The organism is Pseudomonas paraversuta, assembly GCF_904063065.1.
Taxonomy (GTDB): Bacteria; Pseudomonadota; Gammaproteobacteria; order Pseudomonadales; family Pseudomonadaceae; genus Aquipseudomonas; species Aquipseudomonas paraversuta.
This window is the reverse complement of record NZ_CAJFCL010000002.1, coordinates 148,619-165,929: the sequence shown is the minus strand read 5'-3', so window position 1 is coordinate 165,929 and position 17,311 is coordinate 148,619. Positions and strand designations below refer to the sequence as shown.

The 17,311-nt window shown below is 60.0% G+C and carries 15 protein-coding genes and 3 tRNA genes; 8 read left to right on the top strand and 10 right to left on the bottom strand.

Annotated features, from left to right (window positions below; genetic code table 11):
• Positions 1–88: 88 nt before the first annotated feature.
• Positions 89–1,120: an Ldh family oxidoreductase gene (locus JQ845_RS03875; protein ID WP_003446114.1), complete on the bottom strand. Its 1,032-nt coding sequence runs from the start codon at positions 1,118–1,120 to the stop codon at positions 89–91.
• Between the two features lie 133 nt (positions 1,121–1,253).
• Here JQ845_RS03875 and JQ845_RS03870 point away from each other — a divergent pair, with 133 nt between their 5' ends.
• From JQ845_RS03870 to JQ845_RS03845, 6 genes are all read left to right on the top strand, one after another.
• Positions 1,254–2,129: a MurR/RpiR family transcriptional regulator gene (locus JQ845_RS03870; protein WP_010656909.1), complete on the top strand. Its 876-nt coding sequence runs from the start codon at positions 1,254–1,256 to the stop codon at positions 2,127–2,129.
• A 13-nt stretch (positions 2,130–2,142) separates the two neighbouring features.
• Entirely contained in the window at positions 2,143–2,892 is a 750-nt protein-coding gene (locus JQ845_RS03865; RefSeq protein WP_003446117.1) for a transporter substrate-binding domain-containing protein, read from the top strand.
• A 105-nt stretch (positions 2,893–2,997) separates the two neighbouring features.
• Complete coding sequence (locus JQ845_RS03860) at positions 2,998–3,717, top strand: ABC transporter permease (protein ID WP_010656910.1); 720 nt, start codon at positions 2,998–3,000, stop codon at positions 3,715–3,717.
• Positions 3,714–4,424 (top strand): ABC transporter permease, encoded by a 711-nt coding sequence (locus tag JQ845_RS03855; RefSeq protein ID WP_003446120.1) that lies wholly within the window; start codon positions 3,714–3,716, stop codon positions 4,422–4,424. The genes JQ845_RS03860 and JQ845_RS03855 overlap by 4 nt, the downstream gene beginning before the upstream one ends.
• 48 nt (positions 4,425–4,472) lie before the next feature.
• Positions 4,473–5,714 carry an NAD(P)/FAD-dependent oxidoreductase gene (locus JQ845_RS03850; protein WP_160627839.1) on the top strand — a complete coding sequence of 414 codons (1,242 nt, stop codon included), beginning with the start codon at positions 4,473–4,475 and terminating at the stop codon, positions 5,712–5,714.
• A 79-nt stretch (positions 5,715–5,793) separates the two neighbouring features.
• Positions 5,794–6,519: an amino acid ABC transporter ATP-binding protein gene (locus JQ845_RS03845; protein WP_127196492.1), complete on the top strand. Its 726-nt coding sequence runs from the start codon at positions 5,794–5,796 to the stop codon at positions 6,517–6,519.
• A 185-nt stretch (positions 6,520–6,704) separates the two neighbouring features.
• Here JQ845_RS03845 and JQ845_RS03840 read toward each other — a convergent pair whose 3' ends face one another.
• The gene (locus JQ845_RS03840; RefSeq protein ID WP_203008358.1) at positions 6,705–8,741 is read right to left on the bottom strand and encodes an NADPH-dependent 2,4-dienoyl-CoA reductase; all 2,037 of its coding nucleotides are present in this window, start codon (positions 8,739–8,741) and stop codon (positions 6,705–6,707) included.
• A 210-nt stretch (positions 8,742–8,951) separates the two neighbouring features.
• Here JQ845_RS03840 and JQ845_RS03835 point away from each other — a divergent pair, with 210 nt between their 5' ends.
• Together JQ845_RS03835 and JQ845_RS03830 are read left to right on the top strand one after the other, a co-directional pair.
• Positions 8,952–10,082 carry a carbon-nitrogen hydrolase family protein gene (locus tag JQ845_RS03835; protein ID WP_003446126.1) on the top strand — a complete coding sequence of 377 codons (1,131 nt, stop codon included), beginning with the start codon at positions 8,952–8,954 and terminating at the stop codon, positions 10,080–10,082.
• A 4-nt stretch (positions 10,083–10,086) separates the two neighbouring features.
• Positions 10,087–11,127, top strand: a complete 1,041-nt coding sequence (locus JQ845_RS03830) for an AraC family transcriptional regulator (protein ID WP_203008355.1) — start codon at positions 10,087–10,089, stop codon at positions 11,125–11,127.
• A 255-nt stretch (positions 11,128–11,382) separates the two neighbouring features.
• Here JQ845_RS03830 and JQ845_RS03825 read toward each other — a convergent pair whose 3' ends face one another.
• The 8 genes from JQ845_RS03825 to JQ845_RS03790 all read right to left on the bottom strand — a co-directional run bounded on the left by JQ845_RS03825 (position 11,383) and on the right by JQ845_RS03790 (position 17,224).
• The gene (locus JQ845_RS03825) at positions 11,383–12,237 is read right to left on the bottom strand and encodes a DUF2242 domain-containing protein (protein WP_203008352.1); all 855 of its coding nucleotides are present in this window, start codon (positions 12,235–12,237) and stop codon (positions 11,383–11,385) included.
• A 316-nt stretch (positions 12,238–12,553) separates the two neighbouring features.
• Positions 12,554–12,630, bottom strand: a tRNA-Asp gene (locus tag JQ845_RS03820).
• Positions 12,631–12,732: 102 nt separating this feature from the next.
• Positions 12,733–12,809, bottom strand: a tRNA-Asp gene (locus JQ845_RS03815).
• Between the two features lie 56 nt (positions 12,810–12,865).
• Positions 12,866–12,941 (bottom strand) — tRNA-Val (locus JQ845_RS03810).
• Positions 12,942–13,053: 112 nt separating this feature from the next.
• A complete protein-coding gene (locus JQ845_RS03805; RefSeq protein ID WP_203008759.1) occupies positions 13,054–13,824 on the bottom strand; it encodes an SDR family oxidoreductase in 771 nt (256 codons plus the stop codon).
• A gap of 5 nt (positions 13,825–13,829) precedes the next feature.
• Entirely contained in the window at positions 13,830–15,041 is a 1,212-nt protein-coding gene (locus JQ845_RS03800; protein ID WP_003446136.1) for an O-succinylhomoserine sulfhydrylase, read from the bottom strand.
• Between the two features lie 78 nt (positions 15,042–15,119).
• Entirely contained in the window at positions 15,120–16,625 is a 1,506-nt protein-coding gene (purF, locus tag JQ845_RS03795; RefSeq protein ID WP_003446138.1) for an amidophosphoribosyltransferase, read from the bottom strand.
• Positions 16,626–16,666: 41 nt separating this feature from the next.
• Complete coding sequence (locus JQ845_RS03790; RefSeq protein ID WP_003446140.1) at positions 16,667–17,224, bottom strand: CvpA family protein; 558 nt, start codon at positions 17,222–17,224, stop codon at positions 16,667–16,669.
• Between the last annotated feature and the right edge of the window lie 87 nt (positions 17,225–17,311).

The window sequence follows — 17,311 nt, the reverse complement described above, 5'->3', positions numbered from 1 at the left end:
ATGCAGGATGCAGGAGCGAGCTTTTGGGTCGTAACGACCAAGAGCTCGCGAGCAAGCTCGCTCCTACGGGGTTTGGGTGTGCGGGGTATTACTGCGCCAGTGCGCGCAATCTGGCCAGTTCTTCGGCAGCCATCGGGATCCCTTCGCCCACCGATTTGGCGCGCTCGATAAAGCGCCGGTCACCCGGCATACGCTCAAGGCCCACGGCATGCATCTGGCGCACCAGTTCTGCGCTGCGCTGGGCGAAGCTGTTACCGCCGGACTTGGTCGGGTCGATGACGATCAACAGTTGTCCGGTCCAGGGGGTTTGCGCACCGGGGTGTTGCTTCCAGTCGAACTCGAACGAGAAGTTGCCACCGGTCAACGCTGCCGCCAGCAGTTCGACCATCATCGACAGCGCCGAACCTTTATGCCCACCGAAGGGCAGCAAGGCACCTCCGTCCAGAATCTCTTTCGGGTTTTGCGTCGGCTCGCCATGCTTGTCCACCCCCATGCCGGCCGGCAGGCTGTGGTCCTTGCGCGCGGCAATTTGTACATCGCCGTGGGCAATGGCACTGGTGGCCAGGTCAAAGACGATCGGGTGGCCGCCGGCACAGGGGGCGGCGAAGGCAATGGGGTTGGTACCGAACAGCGGCTTTTGCGCACCATGGGGCACCACGCAGGTCATGCTGTTGACCACGCTCAATGCCACCAGGCCTTCTTCGGCAAACGGCTCGACATCGGGCCAGAGCGCCGCAAAGTGATGGGAGTTGCGGATCGCCAGCACTGCAATCCCGGCACTGCGGGCCTTTTCCACCAGCAATTCACGCGCCGCTGCCAACGCCGGCTGGGCAAAGCCGTTGGCCGCATCCACGCGGATAAAGCCCGAGGCCACGTCTTCAACCTGCGGCACGGCCTGGCCGTCGACCCAGTTACTTGCCAGGGAAGCCAGGTAACCCGGGATACGGAACACACCGTGGCTGTAGGAACCGTCGCGCTGAGCCCGGGCGCAGTTGTCTGCCAATACCTGCGCCACGGCCCGGGAGGTGCCGTGACGCTCAAAGATCTGTTGCAGCAAGGCGGTCAGTTCGCTGAGGTTCAGCGACTCCATAGCCTGGGACGAGGTAGCGGGCTGGGACATTCTGGCGCTCCAATCTAGTTATTTTTATGCTCGGCCAACTATCCTGCGATGACAGTTATCTGTCAATTCTTGACTTAATGACAGAAAACATTCACTTTCTGCAACGCGCTGAAACAACAACAGGAAAGCAGCCGTGAGCCAGTCGATTAAACAACGCCTAGAAAGCAGTCTGTCAACCGCCGCCCCTTCGGGCCGGGCGATTGCCAGTTATATGCTGGCCAATCTTTACGAGCTGCCGTTTCAGACCGCTGCCGACATTGCCGCCAGGCTGGGTGTCAGCGAGTCCAGTGTCGGGCGCTTTTGCCGCGCGCTGGGCTACAGCCATTTCAAAGACCTGAAGAACGATCTCAAGGACGACCTGGGCGACGGCCCGTGGCTGGTGGGTGATCGTCTGCAGGAATTCCGCCAGCAATCGAGCCAGGGGCCCCAAGGGTTACCGCGCAGCTTTGAGCTGGAAGTCGGCGCCCTGGTCAAGGTTTACGAATACAGCCTCACCCCGCAATGGCAAGCCGTAAGCCAGCGCCTGGCCACCCGGCGCAAGGTGTTCGTGGCCGGGTTCCAGACCGAACGCGGGATCGCCGCGTCCATGGTGCATTTGCTGCAATACCTGCGCGATGGCGTGCAACTGGTGGACGGCGCCGCCGGGCATTACGCCGACGTGCTGCTGTGCCCACCCGAGGACTGCGCCCTGGTGGTATTCGAGGCCCGGCGCTATTCGCGCCACGCCCAACTGTTATGCCGCAAGGCGCGCGAGGCTGGCATTGCCGTCACCCTGGTGACCGACACTTTTTGCGACTGGGCCGAGCAGAACGCCGACGAAGTGTTTCGTGTACCGACCGAATTCAATCTGTTCTGGGAATCCACCGCAGCCATGCTGTCGCTGGTGCACCTGCTGATCAACGAAGTGTGCAAACAACTGGGGCCGGACGTGGAGAAGCGTCTTGAGGCTACCGCGGCCTTACACAATGAGTTCGTGGGCTACACATCCTCACCCGGATCAAAACAATAAAACGAGGTGCTAGATGAAACACGTCATTCGCTTTGCCAGTGCATGTGCAATGGTTGTCGCCTTCGCGTCCAACGCCCAGGCCGACAAACTGACAATCGCCACGGAAGGCGCCTACCCTCCGTTTAACTACGTTGACTCCGACAACAAGCTGCACGGCTTTGACGTCGATATCACCGAAGAAGTGTGCAAGCGCATGGGCGCCGAGTGCACCATCGTGGCCCAGGACTGGGACGGGATCATCGCCGGCCTGATGGCGAAGAAATACGACGCCATTGTCGCGTCCATGATCGTCAACGAAGAGCGCAAAAAGAAGATCGCGTTCACCAATCACTACTACCGCACTCCGCTGTCCATTGCCGTGCCCAAGGACTCTGACATCACCGATGCCCAGTCCGACTTCGCCGGTAAAACCGTAGGTGCCCAGAGCGCCGCCACCCAAAGCATCTATGCCGAAGAGCACTACAAAAAGGCTGATCTGAAACTGTATCCAACCCTGGATGAAGCCAACAGCGAGCTGGAAAACGAACGGGTCGATGTGGTGATTGCCGACAAATTCCCGCTGCTGGAGTGGGTCAATAAAACCGGCAAGGACTGCTGCAAAATCATTGGTGACGTCAACGGCACCATGGCCGATGCCTCGATTGCGGTACGCAAGGAAGACAACGCCCTGCGTGAGCGCTTCAACAAGGCGCTGGACGAGATCGTTGCCGACGGCACCTATAAAAAGATCTCCAGCAAGTACTTCGACTTCGACATTTACTGAGTCGCCCGCCCTCGGTTGAGGGCCTCCCTGCCAATGACCCGGCCCTGCGCACCTGGCGTGCGCGGCGGCTGAATTTCGGCCCTTTTTTTGCCCGGGGATTCGAGCATGCTCGATCAACTCTCACTTCTTTCCTTCGCCAGTGGCGGCTGGGGCTCGGCGCTGCTTGCCGGCTCGCTGGTCACCATTGCCCTGGCCCTGAGCTGCCTGCCCATCGGTTTACCGCTGGGCCTGATCGTGGCCGTGGCGGCCCGTTCCAAAAATCGCTGGATGCGGGCCTGGGCAACAACCTTCTCTACGGTATTCCGTGGCCTGCCGGAACTGCTGACGCTGCTGATCATTTATTACGGCTGCCAGATCGCCGCGCAAAAGATCCTCGCCCTGATGGGCTACGACGCACAGTTCACGATCAATACCTTCGTCGCGGCGATGATTGCGTTCAGCCTGGTATTTGCCGCGTTTTCCAGCGAGATCTGGCTAGGGGCATTCAAGACCATTCCCAAGGGCCAATTCGAAGCGGCCTCGGCGCTGGGCCTGTCGAAGTTCACCACCTTTCGCAAAGTGGTGCTGCCACAACTGGCGCGCATCGCCCTGCCCGGCCTGTCGAACAACTGGCTGTCGCTGCTTAAGGACACGTCCCTGGTGTCGACCATCGCCCTGGTGGACCTGATGCGCCAGACCAACCTGGCGGTCAGCGTCACCAAGGACCCGATGCTGTTTTACACCGTGGCCTGCTTCATCTACCTGTTTTTCTCGGCGATTTCCGGGCGTCTGTTTGCCTTTCTTGAGCGCCACTTCAACCGCCATATACGGAGCGTGCAGCCATGAGCCTGGCGGAACTGCAAAACATGTTTCTCAGCCCCGAGCTGCTGGAACGCTACGGCCCGCGCTTTATCGACGGGCTGCTGGTGACCACCAAGCTGGTGGCGATTTCCTTCACCCTGGGCGCGGTGCTCGGCCTGCTGATTGCTCTGGGCCGCTTGTCCGGCAACCGTTTCCTGCGCAGTTTTACCGGCGCCTATGTGTACTTCTTTCGCGGTTCACCGCTGCTGGCACAGCTGTTCCTGCTGTATTACGGCCTGGGATCGTTCAAGGGTTTCTGGCAAGACGTCGGCCTGTGGTGGTTTTTCCGCGATGCCTGGTTCTGCACCCTGCTGGCCTTCACCCTGAACACAGCGGCCTATCAGGCCGAGATTCTGCGCGGCAGCATTCTGTCGGTAGCCCAGGGCCAGCGTGAAGCCAGCAAGGCATTGAACCTGTCGCGCTGGACCACCTTTCGCAAAATCATCCTGCCGCAATCGCTGCTGGTGGCCATCGGCCCACTGGGCAATGAATTGATCCTGATGATCAAGGCCAGTGCCATCGCCTCGCTGGTCACCATTTACGACTTGATGGGGGTCACCAAGATGGTGTTCTCCCGCAGTTTCGACTTCCAGGTCTATCTCTGGGCCGCCGTGCTGTACCTGGTGATCGTGGAAATCGTGCGCCGCAGCCTGAAATTCATCGAAGGCCGTCTCGGACGGCATTTGCAGTAAACCCATTTTTCGGGCTGCAAATACGGCCCTCGTCTCAAGGATTTGTTTATGCATTGCGACACTATCGTTCTGGGGGCCGGCATCGTCGGCGTCAGTACCGCGTTGCAACTCCAGGCACGCGGGCGCAGCGTGGTGCTGCTCGACCGCGCCCAACCGGGTAGCGGCACCAGTCATGGCAACGCCGGGCTGATCGAGCGCGCCAGTGTTATCCCTTACTCGTTCCCGCGGGAAATCACCCGCCTGCTGCGCTATGGCCTCAATCAGCAATCGGACGTGCGCTACAGCCTCAGACACCTGCCCAAAGCCGGGCCGTGGCTGATGAAATACTGGCAGCAGTCGGGCAGCAAGGGGCTGGCCCATGCCACCCGGGCCATGCTGCCGCTGATTGAACAATGTGTCAGCGAACATGATCTGCTGGCCGAGCCGGCGGGCATGGGTCATCTGATCCAGGACAGCGGCTGGATCGAGGTTTACCGCACCGCGGACGACTTCGCCAAGGCCCAGCGTGATGCCGCCGATTTGAGCGAGTTCAAGCTCAACTATCGGGTACTGGACCAGCAACAGGTGCACGCGCTGGAACCCGGCCTGCATACCGATGTGATCGGTGGCATTCACTGGCTCGACCCCAAGACCGTCAGCGATCCGGGCGGCCTGACCCGGGGCTATGCCGAACTCTTTATCAAGCGCGGCGGCACCTTTGTGACCGGCGATGCCACCAGCCTGCGGCAAACGGCCGGGCAATGGCAGGTCGAGAGCCACAAAGGCCTGATCATCGGCAATGAAGTGGTGATTGCACTCGGACCGCAAGCCCGGGAAATTTTCCAGCCGCTGGGCTACCGGATTCCCCTGGCGATCAAGCGCGGCTACCACATGCATTACGCCGCCAAGGACGGCCACACCATGCAGCATCCGATTCTCGACTCGGTGGGCGGTTATGTCCTGGCCCCCATGGTGGGTGGTATTCGCCTGACCACAGGGATCGAATTTGCAGACAGTGATGACCCGATCAACGAAATCCAGCTACGCCGTTGCGAAGAGCGTGCCCAACGCCTGTATCCGCTGGGTCAGCGGGTGGACGCCGAACCCTGGCTCGGCCGCCGCCCCTGCCTGCCGGACATGTGCCCGGTGATTGGTCCCGGCAGCCGGCATAAAGGTTTGTGGTTCAACTTTGGCCATGCCCACCACGGCCTGACACTGGGCCCGGTCAGCGGCCGCCTGCTGGCAGAGATGATGACCGGCCAGACCCCGTTCACCGACCCGACGCCCTACAGCGCCGAGCGCTTTAACTGATCACTGGAGAGGCACCATGCACGCTCAACCTGCTTACGTTCATAATCCTGTGTCGCCAGTCACTGACACCCGCAAGGTGGTGGTGGATATCGCCGGTCTGAACAAGTACTACAGCGCCTTTCATGTACTCAAAGGCATCGACCTTAAAGTGCACGAAGGCGAGCGGATCGTACTGTGCGGGCCATCGGGTTCGGGCAAGTCGACCCTGATCCGCTGCATCAACCGTCTGGAGATCGCCGAGCAAGGGCGGATTCTGGTGAACAGCACCGACCTGTCCCAGGCCACGCGCGAAGCCGCCCAGGTGCGCAGCGAAATCGGCATGGTGTTCCAGCACTTCAACCTGTTCCCGCACATGAGTGTGCTGGACAACTGCATTCTGGCGCCGATGTCGGTGCGCGGCCTGTCGCGCAAGAAGGCGGTTGAACTGGCGCAGCACTTTCTGGAGAAGGTGGGCATTGCCATTCAGGCCAACAAATACCCGAGCCAGCTGTCGGGCGGCCAGCAGCAGCGCGTGGCGATTGCCCGGGCACTGTGCATGGAGCCGAAAATCATGTTGTTTGATGAACCGACTTCGGCGCTGGACCCGGAAATGGTCAGCGAAGTGCTGGATGTGATGGTCAAACTGGCGGGCAGCGGCATGACCATGCTCTGTGTCACCCACGAAATGGGCTTTGCCCGCCAGGTGGCCGAGCGGGTGCTGTTTCTGGATGGCGGCATGATCATCGAAGATTCACCGCCCGAAGACTTCTTCAACGCCCCGAAAAGCCCGCGGGCCAAAGCCTTTCTTGCACAGATAGTGCACTGACAGACAATTGCCTGTTCCTCTGCAGGAGCGAGCCCTGTGCGTTGCAACGCTCGCGAGCAAGCCAGCTGACAGCACATAAAGTGGGCCCGCTCCCGCTGTAGGAGCGAGCTTGCCTCGCGATACCGACGACCCGCTCATTCAGATGCACCGCAGCGATGTCAGTGCGAGGCAAGCTCGCTCCTACCCTACAGCTGTGCGGCCAGACGCGAGCCCTGGTTGATGGCGCGCTTGGCATCCAGCTCGGCCGCGACGTCGGCACCACCAATCAAATGCACGTTCTGCCCGGCGGCAATCAGGCCGTCCTGCAGTTCGCGCAACGGATCCTGACCGGCGCAGATAACGATGTTGTCCACCGGCAGCACTTGGGGCTCGCCTTCGCCAATCCGGATATGCAAACCGTCGTTGTCGATGCTCAGGTATTCAACGCTGTTGAGCATTTGCACCTGTTTGTTCTTCAGACCGGTGCGATGAATCCAGCCGGTGGTCTTGCCCAGACCGTCGCCCACTTTGCTCGCCTTGCGTTGCAGCAGGAACACCTGACGCGCCGGGGCATGCACCTCGGGCTTGATCCCCGCAACGCCGCCCCGGGCCTCCAGCCGGGTATCGATGCCCCACTCTTTCCAGAACGCTTCACGATCCAGACTGGTGGCAACCCCTTGTTGCACCAGGAACTCGGACACGTCAAAACCAATGCCACCGGCACCGATCACGGCAACCCTGGCGCCCACCGGCTTGCGCTGAAGAATCACATCCAGGTAGCTCAGTACCTTGGGGTTGTCGATGCCCGGTATGGCCGGGGTGCGCGGAGCAATCCCGGTAGCCAGTATGATTTCGTCAAAACCGCCTGCCAGTAATTGCGCTACGTCGACACGGGTGTTCAGGCAAACCTCAACCCCGGTGGTCTGCAGCTTGCGACCGAAGTAGCGCAGGGTTTCGAAGAATTCTTCCTTGCCCGGTACACGCTTGGCCACGTTGAACTGGCCACCAATCTCGCTGGCCGAATCGAACAGTGTCACTTGATGCCCGCGCTCGGCAGCCACGGTCGCTGCCGAAAGCCCCGCAGGCCCGGCACCGACCACGGCGATTTTCTTCACCGCAATGGTTGGCAGGTAGTTGAGCTCGGTTTCGTGACAGGCTCGGGGGTTGACCAGGCAGCTGGTGAGCTTGCCGCCAAAGGTGTGGTCCAGGCACGCCTGGTTGCAGCCGATGCAGGTGTTGATTTCATCGCTGCGGCCAGCAGCAGCCTTGTTGACGAACTCGGGGTCGGCGAGGAACGGTCGCGCCATGGACACGATGTCGGCGTCGCCGTCAGCCAGAATCTGTTCGGCAATTTCCGGAGTGTTGATGCGGTTGGTGGTAATCAGCGGCACGTTGACCGAACCACGCAACTTGGCGGTCACTTTGCTGAAGGCACCACGGGGCACTTTGGTGGCAATGGTCGGAATGCGCGCTTCGTGCCAGCCAATTCCGGTGTTGATCAGGGTCGCACCGGCCTGTTCGACGGCCTTGGCCAGTTGCACGATCTCGGACCAGACACTGCCTTCAGCAACCAGATCGAGCATCGACAGGCGATAGATAATGATGAAGTTCGGCCCCACCGTTTCGCGCACCCGGCGCACGATTTCCACCGCCAAACGCATGCGGTTTTCATAGCAACCGCCCCAGCGGTCGGTGCGATGGTTGGTGTGCGCGGCGAGGAACTGGTTGATGAAGTAGCCTTCGGAACCCATGATTTCAACGCCGTCATAGTTGGCGCTTTGAGCCAGCCTAGCGCAGGTCACGAAGTCGCTGATCTGCTTCTCGATGCCTTCTTCATCCAGTTCTTTGGGGGTGAACGGGTTGATCGGCGCCTTGATTGCGCTCGGAGCCACCTGACGGGGGCTGTAGGCATAACGCCCGGCATGGAGGATCTGCAGGCAGATCTTGCCGCCCGCATCGTGCACCGCCCGGGTCACCACCAAATGCTTTTCTGCCTCTTCGGCGGTACTCAGCTTGGCCGCGCCACTGTACACGCCGCCTTCGTCGTTGGGGGCAATGCCGCCCGTGACCATCAAGCCGACCCCGCCTTTGGCACGCTCGGCAAAATAGGCCGCCATGCGCTCAAAGCCACCGGGTTTTTCTTCAAGGCCGGTGTGCATGGAGCCCATCAGGCTGCGGTTGCGCAAGGTGGTAAAACCCAGATCCAGCGGGGCCATCAAATGCGGGTAGTGAGAGGCAGTCATCGGCGAGCTCCACAACAGGATAAATCACGGAACGCGGGATGCTCTGTGGCTCCCGTCGTTTATGCCAGCCACAGTAAAGATACCTGCGGGGTCACTCAATGACTCAAAGTGACAAATTGCTAACCTAAATGCGCAGCCCCCCTTGGCAAGCCGGGACCAGCACCCTACCCTAGTTGCCGAATCCCGCCCAAGGCTGTTGCTCTATTTCCAATGCGTAAATTATTTGCCTGCACCTTAATCGTCACCCTCATCGCCGCTACCGCCGGCTACTGGTTCTGGGCCCAGCAACGCGAGGTGGGCCACTACCTCTCGGACCTGCGCATCGAGCTGACCCTCAACGACGGCGTCAACCACGACCGTGGCAATCTGCTGGGTATCGAGCCGGACCTGTCACCCCGGGACTACCAAAGCCTGGATCTGGTGCGCCTCAAGCTTGCGGCGTATCTGGACAAAGCCCGGGATGCCGGACTGCTCAACGACAAGACCATCGTCGTGCTGCCGGAACACATCGGCACCTGGCTGGTGTTTCGCGGCGAAAAGAATGAGCTGTATCAGGCGGCCAATCTTGCGCAGGCCATGGACTGGCTGGTACGGAGCAACCCGCTGGCCTTCGCCAGTGCCTGGCTTCGCGCCGAGGGCGACAGCCGGGCCAACGATGCTCATCTGCGAATGAAAGCCAGGAGCATGGCCCGCGATTACCAGACCCTGTTTGGCGGGCTGGCCAAAGAATACGGGGTGACCCTGGTGGCCGGCAGCATCGCCTTGCCCGAGCCACGCATCGAGAACGGCAAACTGCTGCCCGGCTCAGGCCCGCTATACAACAGCAGCATTGTGTTTGGCCGGGACGGTATGCCTCTGGGTACGCCGCAACGCCAGTTACTCCCCACTTACGAAGAACAAAGCTATATCCAGCCAAGCCCTGAACACCAATTGAACGTGATCGACACACCGGCCGGTCGCCTGGGCATTCTGGTCGGCAGCGACAGCTGGTATCCCGAGAACTACCGCACATTGAACGAGCAAGGGGCGCAACTGATCGCTGTCCCCGCGTTCATGATTGGTAAAAACACCTGGGATCAACCCTGGGGCGGCTTTAAAAGTGTCACGAGCCCCAGTGAAATCAGCCTCAAGCCCGGAGAAGTCAGCGAAGGCGAAGCCTGGCACCGGCTGACGCTGATCAGCAGCGTCCCCAGCAGTACAGCCGAAGCCGGCATCACGGTGTTCTCCCGTGGCAAATTCTGGGACAAGCACAGCGTCGGCTGGGGGTTTGTCAGCCGTAACGGGCAAACCAGCCCGGACCAGCCCGGCAGCGGTGCCCGCTTGCTGAACCTATGGCTGTAAACCTGTGAAACCGCTGCCGATGCGTCTGGGGGATCTTTCAGTCGGGTTTGTTGAATGCCTGGCCGACGCGGTGCGCAGTTATGGTCACGACCCTCTGCCTTTGCTCGCTCAATACGGACTCGATCCGGCACGCCTCGGGCAACCGCTGGCGCGACTGTCGATCCCGCGCTACATGCGCCTGGGGCACACCGCGATTGCCTTGACCGGCGACCCGGCCCTGGGTTTGCGCATGGGTCAGATGAGCAGGCTGCCCCAGACCGGCCTGGCCGGTGTAACCGCAGCCCAGGCACCCACGGTACGGGAAGCGGCACGCACGCTGATTCGCTTTGAAGCCCTGTATGCCTCCAACTATCGCGGCCAGTCGAGCCTGCACGAAGACGCTCAGGGCGCCTGGCTGCGCTTTTATTCCATCAGCCCGTATAACGCCTACAACCGGTTTGTGGTGGACTCGATCATTGCTGGCTGGCTGCAGCAGCTGTCATCTGTTGCGGCCCGGCCTTTGCTGGGTGAGCACATCGATATCGAGTTCAGCGAGCCGGAGTATGCCGAGCGCTACGCCATCCTGAGCCACACCTCGGTGAGCTTTCGGGCCGAGACCAACCAGCTGCGGCTGAACCACGCCAGTCTGGATCTGCGTAACCCGCAGCACTGCCCCACAACCTGGGCATTCTTGCTGCAACTGTGCGAGCGCGAACTGGAGCAATTGACCCGAACCCGCAGCCTGCGCGAGCGGATTACACAAATGCTGGGGCCTTTGCTCAATGGCGGGCGCGAACCCGATCTGGAGGAAGTGGCGGTACGCCTCAAGCTGCCAACCTGGACCTTACGCCGCAAGCTGGCAGAAGAAGGCACGCAATTCCGGGCGATTCTCAACGATACGCGGCGTGACCTCGCCATGACCTATATCCGCGATACGGAACTGGCCTTTGGCGAGATTGCCTACTTGTTGGGGTTTGCCTCGGCAGAGGCCTTTCAGAGGGCATTCAAGCGCTGGAACGCGCAGACTCCGGGAGAGTTCCGTCGTCGCCAGCGCAACACTGCATGAGGCGGTTCAGAGCCTAAAGCTCGGTTGCGTCGTCCGCAGGTTCCAGCGGGTCCAGCTCAAAAGCCTGATACTCAAGCAACTCTTCCTGATAGTCGTCCATTGCCACATCCCTTTTCGTTCTATTGGTTCAAGTCATGCCTGAGGGGCGCTGAAAGTGAGTTTAAAGCGCTCCCATGAAGGAAAAATGACACCTTGCGAGCACTCGACTTCACTGACTTTTTAAACGTAGCAGAGTTCATGGAAATTACTGCACGCTTATTGTGCCGGCAGCGCCTCTGGCGCAACGGGTAGAGGGGTGATCGCCGGTTCCGGCGCAGGCACTGCGGGTGCGGCGGCTTTTTCAGGCGCCGAAGGTGTGGCCGGCGGTGTGGCTGGCGGTTCGACCGGCGCCGGAGCAGGCACGACTTCTACCGGCAGCACCGGGGCGCTCTCCACTGGCGGTTGCAAGCTGGCAGGCTCGGCAGCCGCAGGCACCTCGACTGGCGCAGCCGGCTTGGGGGCCGCCTCGACCTTGGCCGGGACAACTTCAGGTACACCCAGATCGGTCTTGGGCTTTTCCGGAATATGCGCAGCCTTTTTCACTTCCTTGGGCAGGAACACTTCCACCAGCGCGAAAAAGCGATCATAGAACTGGGGCGAAGACACGGTTTCGCTGGCCACTTTCACCATCGAGTCATCGGAGGAGCCAATCGGCATCGACACCGAACCCAGCACCCCCACCCCGAGGCTGGCCGAGTTGTTGACCTTCTTCAGTGCGTAACGATCCTGCAGGGCGTTGGCAAACATGGTGGCGTGATGCTCCGAGCCGCCGTCGTCTGCGCAGACCACGTTGAAGCTGATCTCCAGATGGCTCTCGCCGGTTTGCTGGAAGCTCTTGTGGCCACTGATCATTTTTGCATCGTTACTGGTGATGATGTAGCCCTGGCTGAGCAAGGCGCGGCGTGCAGCTTCGCACGAGGCTTTATCGGTCACCGGATAATTACGCGAAAACGTTCCCGAATCATCGAAGTTCTCATGCTCGTAGATGGCTGTTTTCTTCGACGAGCAACCTGCGAGTCCGGCCAGCAAAAGGACGGCAACCAAAGCGCGCAAGGGGAATGACTTAAGCATTAAAGATCCTGAAGAGAACGGTGACGGGGCGTATTGTGCATCAGTTGGCATTTTTTGCGCGCAGTTTGATTCGATCACATTTGCGCAGCAAGGCTGAAACCGCCCAAACCTGTAGTCGCTGCCAAAGGCTGCGCCCAGGGCCGCAGGGCCTTCCCTTGTCATTCAGACATGCAAAGGGGTCGCTTCACCGCCCTTCGCAGCCTACGGCAGCGACTACGGAGCACGCAGGGTCATGAAGAAATCCGGGCACAAAAAAAGCGACCCTAAGGTCGCTTTCTTTGTAGCTCCAGAGAGTTCAAGGGCTCTGGAGCAAATATGGCGCAGCGGACGGGACTCGAACCCGCGACCCCCGGCGTGACAGGCCGGTATTCTAACCGACTGAACTACCGCTGCGTATCGCTCGGACTTGCGTCCGTTTGAAACTTTTAAAACCTGTGACTGAAAAGCTTCGGTGCTTTTCAAGCCCAAGCCAGGAAAACCTGACCTGTACAAATATGGCGCAGCGGACGGGACTCGAACCCGCGACCCCCGGCGTGACAGGCCGGTATTCTAACCGACTGAACTACCGCTGCGCGTCGGTTGGTTGTTCTTTTCAGAACCACCTTTCTCTTTCGAGAAACTCAAGAAGTGGTGGGTGATGACGGGATCGAACCGCCGACCCTCTGCTTGTAAGGCAGATGCTCTCCCAGCTGAGCTAATCACCCTTTGCTTCGTTGAGGCCGCGAAATTTACGCAGGTATTGAACCTAAGTCAAGGACAAGGTTGAGTTTTTTTCAAAATAAGCAAAAAACCCGAACCTCGCTCCTGCGGACGGCTTTATTCCCCGTAAACCATTTTCTTGCTCATGCCGCCGTCGACCACAAACTCCTGCCCCGTCACAAATCCGGCATTGCGCGACAGCAGCCACGCAACCATGGACGCAACGTCTTCCACGGTGCCTGCACGCCCTGCCGGGTGCTGGGCGTGATCCGTGTCGGTGAGCGGCTGCGCACGCCTCACAGAGGGGTCCCGGGCGTCAATCCAGCCCGGGCTGACCGCGTTGACCCTGATCTCCGGCCCGAGGCTGATGGCCAGCGCATGGGTCAATGCCAGCAAACCGCCCTTGCTCGCCACGTAAGCCTCGGTATCGGGCTCGGATTGACGGGCACGGGTGGAAGCCAGATTAACGATCGAGCCACAATGCGCACGCAAGTAAGGCGCGCAGTGTTTGGCCAGGAGCATGGGACCGGTTAGGTTGACCGCCATTACCCGGTTCCAGTGCTCCAGATCGAGGCTTTCCAGGGTCATGTTGTGCGGGTCGGCAATTGCCGCGTTGCTCACCAGCGCGTCCAGACGTCCAAACTGCCCCAATACCTGGGCCACGCAACCGATGACATCGGCCTCGACCGACACATCCATGGTCACGAACCAGGCATTTTCACCCAGCACCCGGGCCACTTTAGAGCCCCGTGCACGGTCGATGTCGGTCAGCACTACCTGCCAGCCTTCACTGACCAGCCACGCGGCGATCCCCAGGCCAATGCCCCGCGCAGCGCCGGTTACCAGCGCCACACGCCCATTACCGGCAACAGGTACCTCAAGGATCATATCGTTCACAGTGCGGCCAGGCCTCGCGCCAGATCTGCTTGCAGGTCGGTGACATCTTCCAGGCCCACGGCGATGCGGATCAGACTGTCCTGAATGCCGGCAGCTGCACGTTCCTGCGGCGCCAACCGGCCATGGGAGGTGGTGGACGGATGGGTGATGGTGGTCTTGCTGTCCCCCAGGTTGGCGGTGATTGAAATCAGGCGCGTGGCATCGATAAAGCGCCATGCGCCCTCTTTGCCGCCCCGGACTTCAAAACTCACCACCGCGCCAAAACCGCGCTGCTGACGCTGGGCCAAGGCATGCTGCGGGTGGCTTTTGAGACCGGCATAGTGGACCTTCTCAATCCCGTCCTGCTGCTCCAGCCACTCAGCCAGGGCCTGGGCACTGGCGCAGTGGGCACGCATGCGCAGATTCAAGGTTTCCAGCCCCTTGAGGAAAATCCAGGCGTTGAACGGGCTCAGGGTCGGCCCTGCAGTACGCAGGAAGCCTACGACTTCTTTCATCTGCTCACTGCGACCGGCAACCACCCCGCCCATGCAACGACCCTGGCCGTCGATGAATTTGGTGGCCGAATGCACAACAATGTCGGCACCCAGCTTGAGCGGTTGCTGCAAGGCAGGCGTGCAGAAGCAATTGTCGACCACCAGCATCGCGCCCTTGGCGTGGGCAATCTCTGCCAGAGCCGCAATATCCACCAGCTCGGCCAGCGGATTGGAAGGCGACTCAACAAACAGCAATCGGGTATTGGGCTTGATCGCCGCGTCCCAGCCAGCCAGTTCAGCCAGCGGTACATAGTCGACCTGCACGCCGAAGCGTTTGAAGTATTTCTCGAACAGGCTGATGGTTGAGCCGAACACGCTGCGCGAGACCAGAATATGATCGCCGGCACTGCACAGACTCATGACCACTGACAGAATTGCCGCCATGCCGGTCGCTGTCGCCACGGCCTGCTCCGCCCCTTCGAGGGCCGCCATGCGCTCTTCGAATGCTCGCACCGTGGGGTTGGTGTAACGCGAATAGACGTTGCCCGCCACCTCGCCCGAGAACCTGGCTGCTGCATCTGCGGCGGTGCGGAACACGTAGCTGGAAGTCAGGAACATCGCATCACCGTGCTCGCCTTCCGGCGTACGGTGCTGGCCAGCACGCACAGCCAAGGTATCGAACGCTACGCCCTCGAGGTCGCTATCCAGCCGTCCCGCATCCCAATCCTGACTCATGCTGCCCACTCCTTGCTGTGTATTTGCTTTGTATTGGAGAAACGCAAACCGGCCCATCAGGGCCGGTTTGGTGAACACTTAGTTGTTGTACAAGCCTATCGTTGCACCGACACCTTGAGCAACCACCTTGGAAGCATCGTTGCGCGCACGCTCGATTCTTTCCAGATAGTTGTCATCGATATCGCCAGTGACGTACTTGCCGTCGAACACTGCGCAATCAAACTTGTCGATCTTGATTTTGCCACCACCCACCGCTTCGATCAGGTCAGGCAGGTCCTGATAGATCAGCCAGTCGGCGCCGATCAGCTCGGCCACTTCCTGGGTGCTGCGATTGTGCGCGATCAGTTCGTGAGCGCTTGGCATGTCGATGCCATAAACGTTCGGGTAGCGCACAGCCGGAGCTGCCGAGCAGAAGTAAACATTTTTCGCGCCGGCTTCGCGGGCCATCTGAATGATCTGCTTGCAGGTGGTACCGCGCACGATCGAGTCATCCACCAGCATCACGTTCTTGCCGCGGAACTCAAGTTCGATGGCGTTGAGCTTCTGGCGCACGGACTTTTTACGCGCAGCCTGGCCCGGCATGATGAAGGTACGGCCGATGTAACGGTTCTTGACGAAACCTTCGCGGAACTTGACGCCCAGGTGGTTAGCCAGTTCCAGCGCAGCGCAGCGGCTGGTGTCCGGAATCGGGATGACCACATCGATATCGTGATCCGGGCGCTCGCGCAGGATCTTCTCGGCGAGCTTCTCGCCCATGCGCAGACGGGCCTTGTATACCGAAATGCCATCGATGATCGAATCGGGACGCGCCAGGTACACGTGCTCGAAGATGCACGGAGTCAGTTGCGGGTTAACAGCACACTGACGGGTGTGCAGCTGGCCGTCATTGGTGATGTAAACCGCTTCGCCCGGCGCCAGGTCACGGATCAGGGTGAAGCCCAGCACGTCCAGGGACACGCTTTCGGAAGCGATCATGTACTCGACGCCTTCGTCGGTATGACGCTGACCGAAGACGATAGGACGAATGGCATTCGGATCACGGAAACCGACGATACCGTAGCCGGTAATCATCGCAACCACGGCGTAACCACCGCGGCAGCGGTTGTGTACGTCTGTGACCGCTGCAAACACGTCTTCTTCGGTTGGCTGCAATTTGCCACGCTGAGCCAGCTCATGGGCAAATACGTTAAGCAGCACTTCCGAATCGGAATTGGTGTTGACGTGGCGCAGGTCAGATTCGTAAATCTCCTTGGCCAGTTGTTCAACGTTGGTCAGGTTGCCGTTATGCGCCAGGGTAATGCCGTATGGCGAGTTGACATAAAACGGCTGGGCTTCAGCTGAAGTCGAGCTGCCTGCAGTTGGATAGCGCACATGGCCAATGCCCATGTGCCCGACCAGACGCTGCATGTGTCGCTGATGAAATACATCGCGAACCAGCCCGTTGTCCTTGCGCAGGAATAACCGGCCTTCATGACTGGTCACAATACCGGCAGCATCCTGGCCGCGGTGCTGGAGGACGGTTAGCGCGTCATACAGCGCCTGATTGACGTTCGACTTACCGACGATACCGACGATGCCACACATGCGACGCAACCCCTACTTAATGGATCTGAACTGAACACCGCTTACCTGGCCAGATTGGCCGGCAAGAGATGCTCCTTGAACGGAATATCAGCAGGAACGCTGATACCGCTGGCCAACCACTGGCTACTCCACCCCAAAATGAGATTTTTCGACCAATCGGCAACCAATAGAAATTGTGGCACGAGCCTTGACCCCTGCCACCATGAGTCTTGCTGTACCGGCCCCAGGCTTAACAGCCCGACCGCCACAACCACCAGCAACGCGCCACGCGCAGCGCCGAAGGCCATGCCAAGAAAACGATCGGTCCCGGACAGTCCGGTGACGCGAATCAGTTCGCCGATAAGAAAATTGATCATTGCGCCTACCAGCAAGGTGGCGACAAACATGATGGTGCACCCAACGATAACGCGGGCGGAAGGTGTTTCGATATAACCGGTGAGGTATTGAGACAGTGAACCGCCGAACATCCAGGCGACGACCCCGGCAATGATCCAGGTGCACAGCGACAGGGCCTCTTTAACGAAGCCGCGCTTCAAGCTGATCAAAGCGGAGATGGCGATAATTGCAACGATCGCCCAGTCAACCCAGGTAAATGGCACAGTTCAGCCTACGGACAGATAAGGCGGCGCATTTTAGCAGAGCGCCGCCGCTCAGGTAAGGCGATTTATCAGTGCTTTGGCAATCAG